Origin of the sequence: Nocardia sp. NPDC005998 (genome assembly GCF_040614395.1) — a bacterium.
In the GTDB taxonomy this organism is placed as follows: domain Bacteria; phylum Actinomycetota; class Actinomycetes; order Mycobacteriales; family Mycobacteriaceae; genus Nocardia.
In genome coordinates this window covers 176,346-195,694 of sequence record NZ_JBEXUI010000010.1, presented here as the reverse complement: position 1 = coordinate 195,694, position 19,349 = coordinate 176,346, and the positions used below count along the sequence as shown (strand labels likewise).

20 protein-coding genes and 1 pseudogene are annotated in these 19,349 nt (G+C 65.3%); 11 read left to right on the top strand and 10 right to left on the bottom strand.

All coding sequences use genetic code 11. The features are described 5' to 3' along the window. Window positions 1-92 precede the first annotated feature (92 nt). A complete protein-coding gene (locus ABZ293_RS16930; protein ID WP_355181501.1) occupies window positions 93-473 on the bottom strand; it encodes a putative quinol monooxygenase in 381 nt (126 codons plus the stop codon). Window positions 474-547: 74 nt separating this feature from the next. On the opposite strand from ABZ293_RS16930, the gene ABZ293_RS16925 reads away from it, so the two are divergent. Next, window positions 548-1,246 carry a TetR/AcrR family transcriptional regulator C-terminal domain-containing protein gene (locus ABZ293_RS16925; protein WP_355181499.1) on the top strand — a complete coding sequence of 233 codons (699 nt, stop codon included), beginning with the start codon at window positions 548-550 and terminating at the stop codon, window positions 1,244-1,246. A gap of 46 nt (window positions 1,247-1,292) precedes the next feature. Beyond that, window positions 1,293-2,816 carry an FAD-dependent oxidoreductase gene (locus ABZ293_RS16920; RefSeq protein ID WP_355181497.1) on the top strand — a complete coding sequence of 508 codons (1,524 nt, stop codon included), beginning with the start codon at window positions 1,293-1,295 and terminating at the stop codon, window positions 2,814-2,816. Window positions 2,817-3,614: 798 nt separating this feature from the next. On the opposite strand, the gene ABZ293_RS16915 is transcribed toward ABZ293_RS16920, so the two are convergent. After that, on the bottom strand, window positions 3,615-3,995 hold the full coding sequence (locus ABZ293_RS16915) for a phage tail protein (protein ID WP_355181495.1): 381 nt from the start codon (window positions 3,993-3,995) through the stop codon (window positions 3,615-3,617). A gap of 253 nt (window positions 3,996-4,248) precedes the next feature. Next, the gene (locus ABZ293_RS16910) at window positions 4,249-5,433 is read right to left on the bottom strand and encodes a lipase family protein (RefSeq protein WP_355181493.1); all 1,185 of its coding nucleotides are present in this window, start codon (window positions 5,431-5,433) and stop codon (window positions 4,249-4,251) included. A gap of 80 nt (window positions 5,434-5,513) precedes the next feature. Here ABZ293_RS16910 and ABZ293_RS16905 point away from each other — a divergent pair, with 80 nt between their 5' ends. The 4 genes from ABZ293_RS16905 (at window position 5,514) to ABZ293_RS16890 (ending at window position 10,318) form a co-directional block, all read left to right on the top strand. Beyond that, window positions 5,514-6,812: a TetR/AcrR family transcriptional regulator gene (locus ABZ293_RS16905; protein ID WP_355181491.1), complete on the top strand. Its 1,299-nt coding sequence runs from the start codon at window positions 5,514-5,516 to the stop codon at window positions 6,810-6,812. Next, window positions 6,809-7,750, top strand: coding sequence for an SDR family NAD(P)-dependent oxidoreductase (locus ABZ293_RS16900; RefSeq protein ID WP_355181489.1), 942 nt, complete (start codon window positions 6,809-6,811; stop codon window positions 7,748-7,750). The genes ABZ293_RS16905 and ABZ293_RS16900 overlap by 4 nt, the downstream gene beginning before the upstream one ends. A 133-nt stretch (window positions 7,751-7,883) precedes the next feature. After that, window positions 7,884-9,380 carry an AMP-binding protein gene (locus tag ABZ293_RS16895; protein WP_355181567.1) on the top strand — a complete coding sequence of 499 codons (1,497 nt, stop codon included), beginning with the start codon at window positions 7,884-7,886 and terminating at the stop codon, window positions 9,378-9,380. Between the two features lie 533 nt (window positions 9,381-9,913). Next, window positions 9,914-10,318 (top strand): hypothetical protein, encoded by a 405-nt coding sequence (locus tag ABZ293_RS16890; RefSeq protein WP_355181487.1) that lies wholly within the window; start codon window positions 9,914-9,916, stop codon window positions 10,316-10,318. Window positions 10,319-10,492: 174 nt separating this feature from the next. Here ABZ293_RS16890 and ABZ293_RS16885 read toward each other — a convergent pair whose 3' ends face one another. Both ABZ293_RS16885 and ABZ293_RS16880 read right to left on the bottom strand, forming a co-directional pair. Beyond that, window positions 10,493-10,675 (bottom strand): hypothetical protein, encoded by a 183-nt coding sequence (locus ABZ293_RS16885; RefSeq protein WP_355181486.1) that lies wholly within the window; start codon window positions 10,673-10,675, stop codon window positions 10,493-10,495. A gap of 85 nt (window positions 10,676-10,760) precedes the next feature. Further along, the gene (locus ABZ293_RS16880; RefSeq protein WP_355181484.1) at window positions 10,761-10,901 is read right to left on the bottom strand and encodes a hypothetical protein; all 141 of its coding nucleotides are present in this window, start codon (window positions 10,899-10,901) and stop codon (window positions 10,761-10,763) included. 89 nt (window positions 10,902-10,990) lie between these two features. Here ABZ293_RS16880 and ABZ293_RS16875 point away from each other — a divergent pair, with 89 nt between their 5' ends. After that, window positions 10,991-11,635 (top strand): hypothetical protein, encoded by a 645-nt coding sequence (locus tag ABZ293_RS16875; protein ID WP_355181482.1) that lies wholly within the window; start codon window positions 10,991-10,993, stop codon window positions 11,633-11,635. A gap of 219 nt (window positions 11,636-11,854) precedes the next feature. Here the strand turns inward: ABZ293_RS16875 and ABZ293_RS16870 are convergent, their stop codons facing one another. The 5 genes from ABZ293_RS16870 to ABZ293_RS16850 form a co-directional block, all read right to left on the bottom strand. Beyond that, window positions 11,855-12,319: a hypothetical protein gene (locus ABZ293_RS16870; RefSeq protein WP_355181480.1), complete on the bottom strand. Its 465-nt coding sequence runs from the start codon at window positions 12,317-12,319 to the stop codon at window positions 11,855-11,857. A 297-nt stretch (window positions 12,320-12,616) separates the two neighbouring features. Continuing rightward, entirely contained in the window at window positions 12,617-14,146 is a 1,530-nt protein-coding gene (locus ABZ293_RS16865) for a hypothetical protein (protein WP_355181478.1), read from the bottom strand. A gap of 2 nt (window positions 14,147-14,148) precedes the next feature. Next, window positions 14,149-14,775, bottom strand: a complete 627-nt coding sequence (locus ABZ293_RS16860) for a hypothetical protein (protein WP_355181476.1) — start codon at window positions 14,773-14,775, stop codon at window positions 14,149-14,151. Between the two features lie 62 nt (window positions 14,776-14,837). Further along, a complete protein-coding gene (locus ABZ293_RS16855; protein WP_355181474.1) occupies window positions 14,838-14,978 on the bottom strand; it encodes a hypothetical protein in 141 nt (46 codons plus the stop codon). 71 nt (window positions 14,979-15,049) lie between these two features. Then, window positions 15,050-16,000, bottom strand: coding sequence for a helix-turn-helix transcriptional regulator (locus ABZ293_RS16850; RefSeq protein ID WP_355181472.1), 951 nt, complete (start codon window positions 15,998-16,000; stop codon window positions 15,050-15,052). 252 nt (window positions 16,001-16,252) lie between these two features. Between ABZ293_RS16850 and ABZ293_RS16845 the strand changes: the two genes are divergently transcribed. The 4 genes and pseudogenes from ABZ293_RS16845 to ABZ293_RS16830 all read left to right on the top strand — a co-directional run bounded on the left by ABZ293_RS16845 (window position 16,253) and on the right by ABZ293_RS16830 (window position 19,320). Beyond that, the gene (locus ABZ293_RS16845) at window positions 16,253-17,293 is read left to right on the top strand and encodes a DJ-1/PfpI family protein (RefSeq protein ID WP_355181470.1); all 1,041 of its coding nucleotides are present in this window, start codon (window positions 16,253-16,255) and stop codon (window positions 17,291-17,293) included. Window positions 17,294-17,370: 77 nt separating this feature from the next. Continuing rightward, window positions 17,371-17,616: pseudogene (locus ABZ293_RS16840) on the top strand (alpha/beta hydrolase); the annotation flags it as partial. Between the two features lie 9 nt (window positions 17,617-17,625). Next, window positions 17,626-18,468: an alpha/beta hydrolase gene (locus ABZ293_RS16835; RefSeq protein WP_355181468.1), complete on the top strand. Its 843-nt coding sequence runs from the start codon at window positions 17,626-17,628 to the stop codon at window positions 18,466-18,468. A 189-nt stretch (window positions 18,469-18,657) separates the two neighbouring features. Further along, entirely contained in the window at window positions 18,658-19,320 is a 663-nt protein-coding gene (locus tag ABZ293_RS16830; protein WP_355181466.1) for a class I SAM-dependent methyltransferase, read from the top strand. Window positions 19,321-19,349: the final 29 nt, after the last annotated feature.

Genomic DNA, 19,349 nt, shown 5'->3' with positions numbered 1-19,349 from the left:
GCTGGCGAGACTGGTGCCGTTACCACTTGATCATTGAAGATGTCGCGGGGTGCTCTGGCCTCGGACCGATGCGATCGAGTCGCGGTCGCGTTTCATTGCGCTTCGGCAAAGGAACCAGCACCCGGTGGGCAGATCTCCTGGACGAACTCGCCGCGGAATGCGTCGAAGATCAGGTCCTTCGTGGCGATGTACTCGGCCATGTAGTCACGTTTGCCGTGTTCGATATTGGCCTCGAGGCTGACCCAGTGTTCCAGAAGAGTGAACGACTGCGGATCGTCTCGGTCCTGGAAGATACGGAATTCCAGGCAGTCGGGGTTGGCGCGAGTTGGACCGGCGATCTTCTCCAGCGCCCGTTGCGCTACGTCGATCTGATCCGGCCGCGCATGCACTCGCACAAGCATGACCAGGGGTCCGGGATGCTTCGGCGATGCCGCAGCGGCCCGTGCGGTGACCCCGGAGTGGGTATCTGGCATGTGGAAAACATACCTTAATTAGTTCATTGATCCAAATTAGTGCGATGCTCCAAAAATGCTGGCAGAATCGGGCCATGGCAACACGAGCGCGCCGGGCACAGCGGCGCAACCAGGTGCTCTCCCGTGAGCAGATCATCGCTACCGCTATTGAGCTGCTCGACGGCGGCGGCGAGAGCGCGCTGACGGTCCGGGCTCTGACCGAGCGCCTGGCCACCGGAACCGGGGCGATCTACTACCAGGTAGGCGCCCGAGACGAGTTGCTGGATGCCGCGACCGAAACAGTCATCGGCACTGTGCTGGACACCGAGCCCGCCGGGACCCGGACTACTGCGGGGGACGAGATCCGCGCCGTGGCGCTGGGCCTGTTCGACGCGATCGCCGAACATCAGTGGCTTGCCACGCGCTTGGCCCTGCAGATCACCCGCAATCCGTGCGGGCCGGTGACGGTGGGGATCTTCGAGCGGTTCGGCCGGCAGGTGGGGGCACTGGGTGTGCCGCGAGCCGCGTGGTTCGACGCGACTTCGACGCTGGTGCACTACATCCTCGGTGCCGTAGGCCAGCACGCCCGTGTGGACGGTGATACCTCGGGTATCGACCCCCAGGCCGACCGCGGCGACTTCCTCGGCGCGGTGTCGACCGCGTGGCAGGAACTCGATCCCGACGACTACCCGTTCATGCACGTGATCGCCGGCCAGATGCGTGAGCACGATGACCGCGAACAGTTCCTCACCGGCATCGCCGCCGTCCTCGACGGCATCACCAACCTGCGCTGACCCGTCGAATCCGATCGGGTCAGCGACAATCAGAAGGAATTTCTTCATGCATGACGTCATAATCGCGGGCGCCGGCCCGATCGGCCTGTTCTTGGCCGGCGAACTCGCGCTGGCCGGTTGTCCTGTCCTGGTACTCGAGCAGGACCTGGACCCGGACTCGCCGTTGAAAACACTCCCACTCGGGCTGCGCGGGTTGACCCCCGGTTCCGTCGAAGCGTTCTACCGTCGCGGCATGCTGGACGCACTGCTGAAAGCTTCCGGTGTCGATGCGGCAGCGGTCGGCGCCGCCCCCGATGCCGACCAGACCCCACCTCCCCGGAATGTGAGCCACTTCGCGGGAATAACGCTCGACGCGACCAACATCGAAACCGACGCCCTCCCGCACCGGCTGCCCAGTCCGGCGATGGAACCGATCATGACCAGCCTCGAGGCGGTCACGACGGTGCTGGCGGAGCGGGCCGCCGCGCTCGGTGCGCAGATCATCCGGGGTGTTCCCGTCACAGCAGTGACCCAGGACGACGACGCCGTTGTCGCGACAGCGGGCGGGCACGAGTACCGGGCGCGGTGGCTCGTAGGATGCGACGGCGGCCGCAGCGCGGTACGCCGGCTCGCAGGCTTCGAGTTCGTCGGCACCGAGCCGCTGTTCACCGGCTACGTCGCACAAGTCACCTTCGCCGACCCGCAACAGTTGCGCCTCGGGTTCAACCTGACACCGACCGGTATGTACCTGCGCACGCCCTTCGAAGGACACCTGGGCATGATGGACTTCGACGGCGCCACATTCGACCGCTCACAGCCGCTGACCCGCGAACACCTCCAAGCGGTCCTGCGCCGGGTCTCCGGCACCGAGGTGACACTGACCGAGGTCCACCTCGCCTCCAGCTTCACCGACCGCGCCATGCAGGTCACGACCTACCGCAACGGCCGCGTCCTGCTCGCCGGCGACGCCGCCCACATCCACTCCCCACTCGGCGGCCAAGGACTCAACCTCGGCATCGGCGACGCGATGAATCTCGGGTGGAAGCTTGCGGCAACCGTGCACGGCTACGCGCCCGACGGACTGCTCGACACCTACACCAGCGAGCGCCACCCCATCGGCGCGTCTGTTCTCGACTGGTCCCGGGCCCAGGTCGCAACCATGCAACCGGGCCCCAATGCCCCCGCCCTGCAGCGGCTGGTCCGCGACCTGATGAGCACCCCAGACGGAACCACCCACGTGTACCGGAAAACATCGGGACTGGCCCACCGCTACGACCTGGGCAGCCGACAGCCCCGCGCCGGCCACACCGCCCCTGACTTTCGCTTCGACGACGACACTCGCCTCGGTGACCTCCTACAGCAAGGACACGGCGTCGCGCTCGACTTCAGCACCGACCACGCACTCCGGGACGCAGCCCAGGGTTGGCAAGGCCGGATCCATTACGCGGCCGGCCCGGTACACGACAACCTCGGTCTCGGCGCCGTACTGATCCGGCCCGACGGCATCGTGGCCTGGGCGGACGACCATGGCCCCGATCCCGAAGCGTTCCAACAAGCCGCGACCCGCTGGTTCGGCCGCCCGGAACACTGACCGCCCGCCGGCAAAGGCGCACGCACCCGCATCCGGACAGCCCAAGCCACTACGCCTGAGCGCCAGCGGCATTCAGTGTTTTCCCCGCCATGAGCACCTCGAAGGGACCATGAGTACCATCACCCGATCGCGACCATCGGTGGAGGTCTTGGCGGCTCACCGCCGCCCTGTCGGTGACTCTCCAAAATGCTGGATCTGGCATGGATTGCGTGATTGACTCATCATGAATTGCTAACGGGCCCTTGATAGTTGCGAATCTTGTTGAGCGAGTGAACAACACAGACGTGACATCACGAAAATTGGGCCAGATCCCGTCTCTGACGGCGGTTGTTCGTGAATTTCGACAGCAGTCAGCTCGGGTCGGGTCGGTGGCGGCGCCGGGGCTCACGCGGGTCTGTCACGATGTGATTCGTGATCGAGCGGGTTGAGCTGGTGCGTGCATGGTATTGCGGCTCAGGACGCGTGGGCCGAGTGTTCGACCACGGTCGCCCGGCTGTGGCCAGGTCGCAGCATTGTCGGATATGAGCGGGGACAGGACTTGGCTGCCGCCGTTCGCAACGGGTGCTCGTCTATCGGAGCGCTGCGGGTCTGGCTTGCCTTGGCCTAGACCGGGGATGGACGGTTCTGTCGGGCCGTATCATCGTCTGCTGCGATGTGGGGGTCGAGCATATATGCGGTGCAGCGGCTGTGCCGCCAATACTCCGGCGGTGCGCCCACTACATAGCCTGCTGGGATCGAGCTGGCGAGGGTGGTGCGTCAGTGCGCACCTCGACCCCCGTCAGCTGCTCACGACGAAACTCAGGCGTTCTCGACCTCGACGCCCTCGTAGGTGATCGTCACCGCTTCGGTCGCCAACTCGTCCGCTCCGCCCTGCCGCGACTGTCCATGCCAATCCGACGCCCATGCGCGCGATAAGCGAATCCGCTTGACCGGATTCTTGTTCGGGTCCATCACCGTCACCGTGATGTCCTGGCGAGCGTCATCCGCGGCACCCTTGGTAAAGGTTGTGTGGATCCAGTCGGTGAACACCCTGCTCCGGTCCAACCCGCGAATGATCGTGATCTCACCACCGCGCACGGGCGCCGACTGCAGCTCACTGATCTGCTGAACCGTTTCCACCGGGAACATTCCCAGATCGATAACGAAGGTGGATCCACTCATGGTGTCGCCGATAGCCATGGAAACTCCTTGCCTGTCGGGGCGCTACGCAGACCTCGCCACGAGACCCGCACGTACTGTCGCGCCATCGTCTACGTCATGGAGAACACAACGAACTCGGCCGGGACCGCGGGTGCGATACCGATTCCACATATCATCTGGCTATGACTGGCGGCTCCGCAGCCAAACGGACAGATCCTCGCCAGGCATAGCCTCCTCGGCTGCCTGCCGAATCAGCGGAGCCGGCACGCTGGCACCCCCACATGCCCCATCGTCATGCGGTTTCGAAGCCCGTAATCGGGGGCGTCCCTGTGTCGTTCGCGCGATGGTCGGCTAGGTGCGCGCTGAGCCACGGCAGCGCGGTGCGGATGTGCGCGACCGCGGCGGTGAGGTGTTCGAGTCCGCGATAGCCGCGGAAGGTCACATCGACGCCGAGGCGCGACCAGTCATCATGCAACTGAATTGCCTGCTCGTAGCCGACCGCCTGATCGGCGGCGCCATGGGTGAGCAGCACCGGCGCGGCCGGTGCCAGTGCACCGAGCCGGTTCTCGCGCATCCGAGCCAGCCAGCCGGGGTCGGTGAGCGGATCGGTGACGACATAGCGCGCCCGGTCGAATTTGTATGGCATGCGGGCGATTAGCTGGCCGACGATGTGGGTGTCGATCAGCTTCGGGTACATGCGATGGCCGTGATCGTTGAGGTAGCGGGCCAGCCTCAGCTCGGGATAGGCGATATCGAGACCGGCCGCCGCATACGCCTGCAACCAGGCGAAGCGGCCGCCGGTCAGGAAGTCGGCGCTGTATTCGAGGTCGGCGCACACACCGCCCACCGCGGCCGCGACCAGCGGAATGTCAGGCGCGTAGGTGGGCTGCAACTGCGCGGCCCACGCGGCGGCGGTGCCTCCCTCGGAGTATCCGAACAGCGCGGCAGGGCCATCCTCGGCAAGTCCCGTATCGGCGAGATTGCGCGCGGCACGCATCGAATCGAGGACCGCGGGACCGAGGGCGCGGCCCACGATATAGGGGTGACCGCCGCCGGTTCCGAGTCCGGGGTAGTCCGTCAGCGCGACCGCCCAGCCGCGCCGCAATATCCTTGTGATCAGCGGGGTTTCGTATTCCAGACCGGCCGCGAGCTGCAGCGAAGGCGCACAGCGCTGCGCATGTCCCTGAGTGCCGATGGCATAGCCGATCAACGGCCGCGGCCCCTGGTACGTCCCGTGCGGCACGAGCACGGTCCCGGACACCACGATCGGCGCCCCATTTGCCGAGCTGCTGCGATACAGCACTCGCCAAGCCCGCACCCGCAGCTGCACACCCGGCAGCAATTTCACCCGGACGGGCTCGGCCCGAAGCAGGCCACCGGGCTCGCCATCGATCGACGACGGCGAGCGGTAGAACTGCTTGTGCTTGCGCGCTGATCCACGCAGGCTCAACGGGTTCGGGATCGTCGAGAGTCGCATCGTTGCACCTCTTGATCGAGATTGCCGGAGTTGTGTTGTGCAGACTATCAGAATCCAGATACCAATGGTATCTTGAATCCATGTCAAGGATGACGCGACCGGAAAGCCAGGCGCGAACACGCGCCGACCTGGCCCGAACCGCCCGCGATCTGTTCATCGCCGACGGCATGGCGAATACCTCGCTGGCACGGGTCGCCGAGGCGGCGGGCTACTCCAAGGGCGCGGTCTACTCCAACTTCCGCAATAAGAACGAGCTGTGCCAGGAAGTTCTCGAGCTGATCCACACCGAGGCACTCGCGGAGATCACCGCCGTGGCCGAGCTGCGGGGTTCGGCCGAGGACCGCATCGCCGCACTGACGCAATGGGCACGCAAGCGCATCGACGATGTCGGGTTCACCCAGCTCGAGTTCGAACTGACGCTGACCAGCCGTACCGATCCCCGGCTGCGCGACCAGATCGCGGCGAACCTGGCCGCGGTGCGATCAGCGATCGCGGATCTGCTGGCCGGTGTGACCGGCAGCGACTCGTCCGACTTCTTGGCCGGTACCGCACAGGCGGTGTTCAGCATGGGTTTGGGGCTGAGTATCCAACGGACGATCGATCCGACGATCTCGACCGGTCCGGTCGCGAGGCTATTACCCACCCTGCTCGCCACGTCCGAAGCCACCGAGTTGAAAACTGTTCAACCAAGCGAGCGGCTGCCCACCGATATTGAAAAGCGTTCAAAGCGTCGCGGAACCTCCCGTAGCGACGAATCACGCACCGCCCTGCTGGATGCCGCAATCGAAGTGTTCGGCTCGAAGCGTTTCGACGAGGTATCGACCACCGAGATCGCGCAGCGGGCAGGCACCGCGATAGGCCTGATCAACTACCACTTCGGTGGTAAACGCGGCCTCTATCTCGCCGCGGCCGATGCCGTCTACAGCGACTTCTGGAACCAACTCCAAGCGCTGCGCGGTCCGGCCGTTCCCCGGCTCATTCGCGGTCTCGACCTCTACATCGATCAGGCCGAAGCCAGGGAGGGCTCACCGCTCGCGCTATCGACACAGGTGACCGACGAAGAGCTGCGTGCAATGCACCATCGACACATCGATCGCTTCGTCACGGCGATGATGCAGGAACTTACCGCCGGTGCCGGTACCGCACTCGCGCGCACCGCCATGGCAGGTTGGATGGCCTTCGTCGAAGGCGCTGTTGCCGATTGGCTGCGAACCCGCGACATCAGTCGAGTGCAATTGCGCGAACTACTGGTCGCGAGCCTGTACACCACCGGACAGTCGGTCCTGACGCTCGATCCCGGCACCCCACTTTCCTCCCGCGCGATCAATGCGCTGCTCGAGCACGCCCAACCCATGACGAAGACGGAGCATTCCGAGTGAGCACATCTCTCGACAATGGACCGAACAACTGGCTGGCGGCCGGACCGATAGGGCGGGGCGTCGCCTGGCTGATCGGCCCGCGCGGCCTGCGCAACCCCGACCGGTTGCGCCGCGAGGTCGCTGGCAAGATCGCGGTGGTGACCGGCGCCTCCTACGGTCTCGGCGAAGCCACCGCCCGAATGCTCGGCGACGCGGGCGCCACCGTCGTCCTCGGCGCGCGGTCGGCGGAGCAGCTGCAGACCATCGTCACCGAGATCAAGGCCGCGGGCGGTAGCGCCATCGCCATCCCGCTGGACCTGGCATCCGAGGATTCCATCAAATCCTTCGCCGAGGAGGTGCTGACTCAGTTCGGCCACATCGACTACCTCGTGCACAACGCGGGTAAATCGCTGCGGCGGTCGATCCACCTGTCCTATGACCGCCCCAAGGACCTGAACACCACAACTTCGGCGAACTACCTCGGACCGATGCGGCTGACGCTGGCGCTGCTGCCGAGCATGCGGGAACGCGGATCCGGCCATATCGTCAACGTCTCCACCGTGGCCGTCATGTTTCCGGTCGCGCCGAAGTGGGGGTTCTATGTGTCATCGAAGGCGGCCTTCGATATCTGGATGCGTGCGGTCGGCATGGAGGCGCGCCCGGACGGCGTTACGCTGACGACCTTCTACGCCGGTTCGATGTTCACCCGAATGAGCGCACCCAGCGGCTGGATTTCCGCACTACCCGGGCAGTCCGCCCGCCAGGCGGGGCGTGTCATCGCCAAGGCGATCGTCAAGAAGCCGCGCACACTGACCCCGGCCTATGGCTGGCCACTCGCAGTGCTGGTGCCATTGCTGCGCACCCCGATCGAACTGCTGACCACTTTCACCTACCGCTTCCTCGGCGATACCGCGGCCTCGCTGGCCAGCGTCGAGAAGGGAGACGACAATGTCGGGTAACCACACCGGCTTCCAATGGCGGAATGCCGTTGTCCCACTGGCGACTTCGGGTGCGTTGCACCCGGTCGGCATCACCACGGCGGTCCGGATCACCGATGCGGTCCGGCGATTCGGGCCGTCGATCGCCACCATCATGGCCATATCGGCGGCCCGCTACGGCGATCGCCCGGCCGTCATCGATGAGCGCGGTGTGATCACCTACCGCCAATTGCAGCGTCGTGCCGAAGCAGTCGCCGCGGCACTGCACGCCCGCCATCCGGGCGCGCAGACGATGGCCATTCTGTGCCGCAACCACCGTGGCTTCATCGAGGCGTCGGCGGTCGGCGCCCAACTCGGTTGCGAACTCGTCTTTCTCAATACCGATCTACCGCGAGCCCAGCTCGCGCAGATTCTCGAGCGGCACCGTCCCGATATCCTGGTCCACGACCAGGAGTACGACGAAGCGATCGACGCCTCCGGATTTCCGGGTACCCGGGTACGGGCCTGGCAGGACACCGAGGCGCCGCTATCGCTGGATTCCCTTGCCCGGCAGTCACATCCGGCCCCACCGCCGGTGCGGCATCCGGTGCAGATCACCCTGCTCACCTCGGGCACCACCGGACTCGCCAAAGGCGTCTCCCGGCCGCTGCGCCAGCGCACGGTGCTGGAGATGGTAGCCACCGCGATGGCGGCGACCCGATTCAACTCCCGCGACGTGATAGTGATGGCCCCACCGTTCTTTCACGGTTTCGGACTGGCCATCATGATGGGCGCGCTGGCCCTCGGCACGACGGTGATCACGCGCCCGCGCTTCGACGCCGAGCAGGCACTCGCCGATGTGCAACGCCATCACGCAACGGTGTTCGTCGGGGTACCGGTGATGGTGCAGCGCCTGGTGGCGATACCGGAGCAGCGGCGTCGCGAATTCCGTACCGGCTCACTGCGTTTGGCGGTCACCGGAGCGGCGCCGATCGCGCCCGCGACGATCAGCCGGTTCATCGCTGCCTTCGGTCCGATCCTGGTGAACGGTTACGGCTCCACCGAGGCGGGTGTGGTCTCGATCGCCACCACCGAGGATCTGGCCGAATCACCGAAGACCGCGGGACGTCCCGCCATCGGCGTCTCGGTGCGCATCCTGCGCGCGGACCGCACACCCGCCGCGGTCGGTGAGACCGGCAGCATCTTCGTGCGCGGCGGACTCGGCTACCACGGTTATGTAGCCGACGGAAGGTCGACGACCCCCACGAAGGAAGTGGTCGACGGCTACGTGAACACCGGGGATATGGGACATCTCGACGCCCGAGGCCGGATCTACGTCGACGGCCGCGACGACGACATGATCGTCTCCGGCGGCGAGAACATCTACCCCAAGGAGGTCGAGGATGTCATCGCCGAGCACGCCGCCGTCACCGACGTCGTCGTAATCGGCGCTCCGCACCCCGAATTCGGCCAGGCGCTGCGCGCCTACTTCGTCACCACCGCCGGTCGCACCCCACCGACCGCCGAGGAACTCAAAACGCATATCCGCGAACGACTCGAACGCTACAAGGTGCCCAAGGAATTCATTGCGCTCGAACAGATTCCACGCAATCCGAGCGGCAAGATCCTGCGCCGCGAGCTGGAAAGTCACAAGAAGACCATCGCTGGATAACAGTGCACGCGAGATGGCGGTTGTCGCGATCGACTGCTTCGGTCTCGGCACACCGGCCGTGCACGACTGGTTGATCCATAAATCGACCGCCCATCGCGGTGCTCGACACCGAAGGAGCCACTAAGAGCCTGTCCGGCACCTCGCTCACATCGCACTCACCATTCCGATCATCGGCCACTCACACGGCATCTATCGCCTTGCCTGGGCACAGTCGCGACTGCGCGCGGTTCGTGAACGCGGCTGGTCGCGGATGCCGCTGTTTTCGGGGCGCTCATAGGTTGCTGTGCGGCTGAATCAGGTGTGCCGATGCCTGTATCCCTCGCGAAACAGGTAGTCAGTTACTCACGTCGGTGGGGCGGGATCAGCGAAGACTCGATTCCGAAGTACGGACCGATCCTCGATGATCCGTGTTTCGGGAAGGTAGCCATGGGAAGCGGGGCGGGAGCGTTCCTAGTCGCGGTGGCCGCGGCGGGGGTGTTCGGTGCGGTAACGGTGCCGATCGCAGTGTCGGCGCCTACACCAAACGCGCCGGAGTGGCCTACCACGCCGGTCTCGACAACCGCGCCAGGCTGGCCTACCACGCCGGTCTCGACAACCGCGCCAGGCTGGCCTACCACGCCGATCTCGACAACCACGCCAGGCTGGCCTACCACGCCGATCTCGACAACCACACCGGACTGGCCAACCACGCCAAGCTCGACAACCACACCGGACTGGCCGACCGCGCAGAGCTCGACAACGGCACCGATCTCGACAACGGCGCCGATCTCTACAACCGCACCGATCTCGACAACCGCGCCAAGCTCGACAACCGCGCCAAGCTCGACTACCGCACCGGTCTCTACAACCGCGCCAAGCTCGACAACCACACCGATCTCTACAACCACAAAGTCGGGGTCGTGCCCAACGACCTCCGCATCGTCGGGGGATTCGTGTGAGCATTTCGATCCCACTTTCGACGTGCCATCCACCGCCGAACGTGGCACACAGATCACCGTGCAAGGCGATCACTGGCCCTGTTTCGACGTCCAGATCTTTCCGAGTTGGTCTGATTCGGGAACGCCTGCGAAGGTTCAGCAGGGTTCGTTCAAAACTCAACTCGCCGTGTCCGATCAGGTCGAACCCAACTCGTATTCGATCCGCGCCGCCTGCGGCGAGGCATCGGCTGACCGGAAGGTCGCGATAACCGCGCGGCCCGTCAGAACCACGACCACGACCACGACCACGACCACGACCACGACCACCGAGCCGATTACCACGACCACCACACAGCCATCTGTCCCGGAAACGTCCACCACGAAAGGGTCGATCGCGGCCCCATCGCGCGATGATCCTCAGCCGAACAGCCACATCCGCGATCTGCTCGGCATCGGCGCATTCCTACTCGCCGTCGGGGTGGCGGCGCTCGTACTGCGTCAGCGGCGCAGGCACCCGGTCGATGCCCCACGCGAGCACAACCGTGATCCGCGCACGCCGCAGGTGCACGTGCAGGTGGTCGGGAATCCGAGCCCGTCGATCCATCTACGCGAGTTCACCCATCCGACCGCTCCGGCCGTGCACATTCGGCTGAGCGTCGGTGAGCCGCAGCTATACGTCAGGGAGGTTTCGCGATGACGAGTCCACTATCGATCACGGCTCGTGCGGTGCTGTTCGGACACGCCGCACGTGAGATGGTCGAGACCGAGTTGGCCGAGCACCTACACGACAGCGGTGTCGAGGATCTGGCGCTGCGGCGCGCGCCGGTCGCTACCGCGATCTTGCGGTCGGCGGCACTGCGCGAGGTCGCCAAGGTGGTCGACGGACTGCTCCAGGTCGATATCGGCGGGGTCGCGGTCGCGGGGTGGCGCCGCTACGACCGGCTGCACACCGCGGCAATGCGAACCCGCTCCGGCGGAGTCGAACAGGTCGAATTGTTCGAACACGAAGTGACCCAGAGCTACAGCCCTCGCCTCGAGGTCACCGCCGATGGAATTCGAGTGGGTGAATTCGAACTCGAACTCACCATCGCAATGCTGCTCCAGCCCCTCGCGGCAACCGTTCGCGATGGCATGCTGGCGGCACTGGGTCCTGGCGACTGCACCGTGACGGTCTCGATCGCCACACCGGAACTCGGACCGGTCATGGAGAGCAAACACACCTTCCCCGTGGCGATCATGGTCGACCTCCGACGGCCGATCCCCCTCGTCCAGCACGAGCCGACCCCACCACCCACCCCACCGCCCCGTCGCATGCCCGGGCCGCAACCGTACCGTTGAACGAATATCGTTGTCCCGCAGCAGTACTCGTCGAATCAGGCCATGCCGCTGACGAACCACGTTGCGGACCATCCAAACTGGCTGCCCTGATTCGACAGCTTGCCGGTGAGGTCCTCCGGAATGCTCAGCCCCGCGCTGGATCTCGCCGACCCGGTATCGGCGAAAAGTGGCGTCACGGACCAACGTGTTCCGCCGGCTGGTGGTGTCTGCTGAAGGCATTCACCAATCGTGCTTCGGTATCAGCTCTGCCTTCGCTTCTGCGAGGAGGTCGCTTTGGAGCGACGAACAATGAGCCCACCAATCGGGGTAGGCCACCGGGTCCCGAACGACGTCGTGTAATCCCCGCGCATGGGCAACTACCCTGTCTCGCAAAGCGTCCGAGCAGATGATCTCGACCCGCTTCTCTGCTAGCCACACGCTTTCGATCAGTCGCTTCAGTTCGGCTGGGGTACCTCCATGCTCTCGGATATCGAGTTCTCCCTGCAGTCGCTGTGCCACCTCGAGGTAGTCGATGATCGCTGACTTCACCTCCTCTCTGCGGGCAAGGCGACTCTCCGCGAGGAACTTGAGCTTCGCTGCACGCGCCGAACTCCGTTGCACCATAAGCGTTGCCGATGCGCCGAGCCCCGCGCCGAGTAGCGGCAGCAGACCCGTAACCAACGTTGAGACAACCCCTGTCGACATGACTCAATTCTCGCGATCGGCTGCCGATCTTGATCCTGATTGCCCACTATTGCTCAGGAGGCGGCTGGACCGACAACAACCAGGTTGGCAACGAGTACCGATCCAGTACAACCAGCGAAACCGAAATGTCAACGATCCCTCGAAGCCCGACACGGTCGTAGGCGTAGTCTGCGTGGCTCCGCGATTCTGGCCTGCTGATACGACGTCAGACGATCGCCCGTGATCCGCTGGGCCTGCTGCGTTACGGCGACGTCGGTGTGTGATCTGCCCGCGCGGCCGCCGCGCGCCATGCGTGCGTCACTGGCGGGCCATGGTGAGCCCGATTTCGCTGATTCGGAACTCACTGGTGGTGACCTCAACGGCGGTGTCGGTGAATCGGCGTGCACCGAGTGTGGCCGTCAGGAATTCGCGCACCGAATCAGGCTCGGCGGCAAGCGAATTCAGTATCTGCTCAGGAACTTCGATGGTGCCGTCGAAATGCCTCGGCTGAGTGCTGATTCCCGATTGCTGCGGTGACTGCCGCAACCCGTCGACGGTGTGCAGAACGAGATCCAGGTGTGAGCCGTCGGTGAAACTCAGCCGCAGCGGGGTAGGAGTGACCGCGACGTCGAAGGATTCGATATGGGCGGTCCAACCGGCAACCGACGTTCCCCCATACGAATCGCCTGCGGGCGAGGCGGACTCGTCGATACTTCGGTCCGCGGCGATATTGTCGAGCCGATGCCCGGTCAGCGGCTGATCGGTGGGGATGAAGGTCCACGCGGCGGCGGTCAGCATTTTCGTCCAATAGCCCGTGCGATTGCCGCTGACTCCCTCGACGCGTAGTTCCCGTGCGTCCGATCCGATGCCGGTTTTGTGCACGGAGACGCGGTCGGTGATGTCGCCGGGGATCTTGGGTTGGCGCACCCACTCGGGAGCCGGTAGCTGGATCGCGGCGTAATGGGTGTCGACGCGTTCGGACAACATGTCCGCGGCCGGGGGCAGCCCCCGCTGATCGTCGTAGGAGTAGCGGAAGAAGACCTTGTCCGCGCCGGAGATGTCGAAGTCGTACAGCCGGGTGTACAGGTCGCCGAAGCGGTTGACCACCAATGTTGTTGATCCGCTTGTGGACAGCGTGACAGCCCGGAACCGTCCGCGGGCCGGGGTGGCCATTTCGTAGCTGTGGTCGGCGGGCAGCCATGGGTCGATGTAGCGGATCCGGCGGCCACCGTCGGTCAGCGCGAAGACATGTGAGACCTTCGCGCCGCCGACGGAATGATCGTTGTCGGCGGTGTCACGCCAGTGCCGGTCCGCATTCGGCGACAGCACCGACCAACTCCAGTCGAGGGTGTCCGCAGGCAGCGCATTGCCCGGACCGGTCCACAACGGGTTGCCGTAGCGGCTGCTCCAGTTCCAGTCTTTCGGTGCGCTCAGCGCGTGGTCCATGGTGAAGAATCGGCCGTCGCGATCAATGGCCATGACCTCGTCGTCATCGGCGGAGACGCCCGAGATTCGGCCCTCGAGGCAGCCGGGCAGCGGCAGCTGCCGCCACCCGCCGCGCACCGCGGCTTCTTTCACATAGATGTGACCATCGCGAGCCGCGAAAGCCCAACGGCGATTGAACGATTCGCTGGAACTGCGAAGGTATACCTCGGCGGGCGGTGCGTTCTCCGCAGCAGGCATCGCATCGAGTCCGGCGTTGCTGTCGTCCTCGGTCACTTCGGGTGTGCCCACTGTGCCGAGCAGCGCACAACTCCCGGTATCGGCGCTCGCGCCAGGATTCGCCGTGAGACTCGCGACTATCAGTCCCGCAACAGCGGCGAGAACAGCCTTGTTGTTCGCGCGCACCTTCACAACCAGCCCAGTGCTCCGAAAACGATGATCGCCGCGGCATCCACACCAAAGATCGCGGCTACGGCAAGTATTTTGGCGCGCACCGTGGCCAGGTCGTGCACCCAGAAGCAGACGACGAAGAACGGAACATATCCGATCAAGAAGATGAGCAGCGGAAAGCTCGCCTGCCACCAGGACCAATCCCAGGTGAGCACACCGATCTTGTTGAGCAGCACCTCAACCAGCACGGCACCGGCCGAGTTCACCGCGATGAGCACCGGCCTGTTCGGCACTCCGAGAATGCGGGTCTGCTTGGGCGGCAACATCTTCGCCGCGGCCACACCCATGATCGCGAACATAAAACAGATCTCGATATTGAGGCCGATCAGCAACTGATAGGCGGTCGGCCCCGTCGCGCCCCAGACCGGTGCGCGACCGGTGGCATGGAAGACCACGGCGTTCCAAATCTCGTTGAACCCGTCCATACCCCACAGTGCGAGCCCGGCGAAGAACACATTCCAATTCCGCCGTTCGACCTCGGTGGCGTACACGTAGATCACAACGAGCAGCAGCGGAATCACATACCACTTGAACTGGCTGCTGTCTCGAACCAACTGGAGCGCCGCTTGGGCATGCTCGGTCATCGGCGTCGGTCACCTTCCTGAACCACGAACGCCCGAAGCATGTTACAACTCGACATGGAATGTCAACCTGTAATGTCGGCCAGCGCAGACTGCTGCAACACCGTCTGCCAGCTGTTGAGACCCCGATACTTACTGGCACTGCCGTGTTCGGTGTCGACCACGCCGACGACTCCGCCCTTGCGCTGCGCCCACGGCCAGCCCACACGAGGGCGGTGTAGGTCTTGCGCGCCTCGCTTGCACCGCTGTAGTGCCGAAATCGGTTGTCGGAGCGGCGTCATGGCCGATTGTGCGTTCGCTGCCATTCGCGTGGCGAAATTCCGAACGCAGCACGGAATCGGCGTGTGAAGTGCGCGGCATTGACGAACCCCCACTGGCGCGCGACGGCGCTCACGGTCACTGTGGTGCCGTGACGGGCGAGGTCCGCGCGGGCGCCCTCGAGCCGTGATGTCATGATCCACTGTCGGGGCGATACGCCCTGCGCGGCCCAGATGCTGTACAGCTGCCGTAGCGAGATGTGGTGTGCCCGAGCGATTTTCTCTGCATCGAGCGTCGGGTCGCCCAGGTGCTGCTGCGCAAAATTCGTCATGCGCAGGTACAGCGTGTCGTGGAGGTCATCGCGCTGCTGTCGTGCGTCGGCAGCGGTGGTGATGAGCGCGCGCACGAGTTGGGTGGTCGCCGAGCCGAGCATGAGCTGCGCGGGACCGGCGGGGATATCGCCTTCCTCACCGAGCGCGGCGATATGGGCGATCACCAATCCGTACAGCGGACTTGCTTCGAGTCTGGTGACCGCCGCCCGGACGGTGTCGACCCGCAGTCCGAGCTGCTCGTAATCGATGATCACTAGTTTGGTGCCGCCGATACCGCGGCACGCGTAGTCCGAGGCGCTGGTGCCGTCGGTCAGCCCCAGCTTGCCCACCCCGAGTATCGCGTCCATGCCACAGTGCGAGAACCTGCCGCGCGCGCCCAGCTGCAGTCCCAGTCCGACTCGCTCGGGCGCGGCGGCGCGGATGTGCTTCGGTCCGCGGGTGACACTCAGACCAGTGCCCTCGACACGGGTGGCGTGCACTCCCGCGCCGAGATCCCACACGCTGAGCCGATGCCACAACTCGCCGTGATGCGCACCGAACCGATTGATCGCGGGTATCTCGGTGTTGGCCACCGCATCCTGCACGGCGTCCACCCGTTCGGCGACCGGAAGCGACCCGGTGTCCAGTACGACAACCACCTCGCACCTCCTGCCCGGAATTCTAGGGTCGGACTGTGCTGCATGTGCGGATCCGCGGGCAAGACTGTTCCGGCTGTGCAGAGGTTGTCCGGTCGAGACGCCGAGCACCGGTCGCGGCTCTACCTTGCGAGACAGATCCGGTGACGGATCAGGGAGAGTGGCCCGCACGTCGCGCGATTGCGGCCGATCATCTGGAGGGATTGGGTGGTGAACGCGGAAGCTGTTGTCCCAGTGGCGGTTCGGTGCGCTCCCATGGTGGAGTCGGTCCCGTCGTCGCGGCGACGGCGCATCGGCATACTGTTGTTCGACGGTGTGAAGATGCTCGACTTCGCCGGTCCGGCGGAGGTCTTTGTCGAGGCGAATCAGACCGTCTCGGCCTACGAGGTGGTGTTGCTGTCGGTCGACGGGCAACCGGTGCACACCTCGATCGGTGCACAGGTGGGCGTCACCCGCGCCGTTGCCGAGGCGGGCCGATTCGATACGGTGGTGATTCCCGGCAGTGAGCTGCCACCGGAGCGGTTCGTGACCGACGAACTCTTGGCGGCCGCCCGGCAATTGGCCTCCGATACCCGGCGGTTGACGTCGGTCTGTAGTGGCGCATACGTGCTGGCGCACCTGGGTGTGCTCGACGGGCGTCGAGCGACCACGCACTGGAAGTTCGTGCGGACCCTGGCCGAACGATTCCCGCGGGTCGAGGTGGACCCGGATGCGATCTTCGTACGGGACGGCCACGTCTACACCTCGGCAGGGGTGGCCGCCGGTCTGGATCTGGCGCTGGCGCTCGTGGAAGAGGATCACGGCGCGGATATCGCACGTCGGGTAGCGCAATCGCTGCTGGTGTATGTGCAGCGCGCGGGCAGGCAATCCCAGTTCTCTGTCGCGCTCGCCGGTCCTGCGCCGCGCAGTTCGCTGGTGCGGTCGATCGCCGATCTGATCTGGACCGACCCTACCTACCCGTATACCGTCCAGACCCTCGCCGAGCACGCACGTGTCAGCCCTCGGCATCTGTCGCGGCTGTTCCGGGAGGAGCTGGACAGCTCGCCTGCGGAATACGTGGCCGAGGTCCGATTCGCCTACGCGCGCGACAAACTCGACGCCGGGCACACCGTCACCGAGGTGGCCCTGCTGGCCGGATACGGCAGCGCGGAGGCCATGCGCCGCGCCTTCGTCACGCGGTTGGGGGTCTCACCCAAGAAGTACCAGCAGCGGTTCCGTACGACCGTCCGCCTCGACGCCGATCTGGCCGCCGAGCCAGCGCATGTCCGGAACTCGGGAGTTCCTGTCCGGCGATGAGCGGTGAAACACACCGTCTCCCAATGATACTGAGAGCAGCGCGAGCTGCTCGCGCTGCTCGAGAAAAAGGGATGATCATGCTCGCTGGCCAACGCTCCCTTGCGCTGACCGCCAACCTCGAATTATCCGGGCCTACTGCGTGGTCCACCACGCCCAGCTGGTATCTCGTCTCCGCCGAGGACCGCGTGATCCCGCCCGCATCACAGCGCTTCATGGCCCAGCGCATGCACGCGCACACCAGTGAGATCGCGGCCTCGCACGCCTCGCTCGTCTCCCAACCGGTGGCCGTCGCCGCCGTCATCGAACAAGCCGCTCGTGGATAAGGAACACCTATGACCACCATCGACGCCCACACCCTCGACCAGATCGCCGCCGCCAACACCAGCGGTCGCACCCCGGTCGTATTCATCCACGGCCTGTGGCTACTGGCCAGCAGTTGGGATCGTTGGGCCGCGCTGTTCGCCGACGCCGGGTACGCGCCGGTCACCGCGAACTGGCCCGACGATCCGGAAACTGTCGAACAGGCCCACGAACATCCAGAAGTGTTCGCGGGCAAAACCGTCGGGCAGGTCGCCGACCACGTCGCCACCATCATCGAACGCCTGGAACGCAAACCCGCGGTCATCGGACACTCCTTCGGCGGCCTGCTCACCCAGATCATCGCAGGGCGCGGCCTGTCGGTCGCTTCGGTGGCCATCGACGCCGCCCCCTTCCGTGGGGTGCTGCCGCTGCCGATCAGCTCGCTGCGCGCCGCCGCACCGGTGCTGACCAATCCGGCCAACCGACATCGCGCGGTCCCGCTGACCTTCGAGCAGTTCCGCTACAGCTTCGCCAACGCCGTCAGCAAAGACGAAGCCGAGCAGCTGTTCGACACCTTCGCCGTCGCCGCTCCCGGCGCACCGCTCTTCCAGGCCGCAGCCGCCAACCTCAACCCGTGGTCGGAGGCCAAGGTGGACACCGACAATCCCGCACGCGGCCCCCTGCTGATCATCTCCGGCGAGAAGGACCACACCGTTCCCCGAGTCATCTCCGAGGCCGCCTTCCACCAGCAGCGTAAGAACTCCGACGTCACCGAATTCGTCGAGATCCCCGGCCGCGGACATGCCCTGACCATCGACAGTGGGTGGCGCGAGGTCGCCGAGACCGGCCTGAAGTTCATCCAGCGCTTCGCCTGAAAGACCGAGTGCTCCTGATCAATCGATCAGGAGCACTCGTTGCGGCACGTCGAAGCTCGGATCCGGCCGCATGCCCGCCTCATCTACGGCTATCGGCTGCACGGCCCTGCCGAACCTCCGGCGGCTGTCCGCCCTGCTCGACGAGCTGGACATACGCGATGGATGCGCCATCGGCGTACCGTTGAGTCTGTGAGTAGCGGCGCGGTAGCGGTGCAGGGCTCGGACCTCTGGGCCCGGGCGTTCGCGGCGCTATACGACCCTCTGCTGTGGCTGGGCGAGAGGGCGGGTATGGCCGCTCGTCGGCGAAATTTGCTCGGCCGTGCGAGGGGGCGGACTGTCGAACTCGGCAGCGGTACCGGCCTCAACCTGGAGTACTACCCCGACGGCCTCGACGAGCTGATCTTGACCGAACCGGAGGCCGCGATGCGCACGCGGTTGGCGCGGAGGCTGCATCGCAGTCGACGGCGGGCACGCGTGCTCGACGCATCGGCGGAACAACTGCCGTTCGCTGATGGAACCGTGGATACGGTCGTCTCGACACTCGTGTTGTGCACTGTCGACGACCCTGATCCGGTGTTGCGGGAGATCGAGCGCGTGTTGCGCCCCGGCGGCCAGCTGCTGTTTCTCGAGCACGTACGTTCCGAGTCGCCACGACTTGCCCATTGGCAAGACCGCCTCGCCGGCCCGTGGCGCCGATTCGCGGAGGGCTGCCACTGCAACCGTGCCACGCTCGAGCTGATCCGGGCGTCCGGGCTGGAACTCGAGGACGTACAGGAAGCGTCGTGGCGGGGAGAGCCCCCGATTGTCCGACCGCTGATCCAGGGTATGGCCACAAAAGTGGTATCCGACTGAAACTGCGCCGCACTCGGCCGCGTACCAGC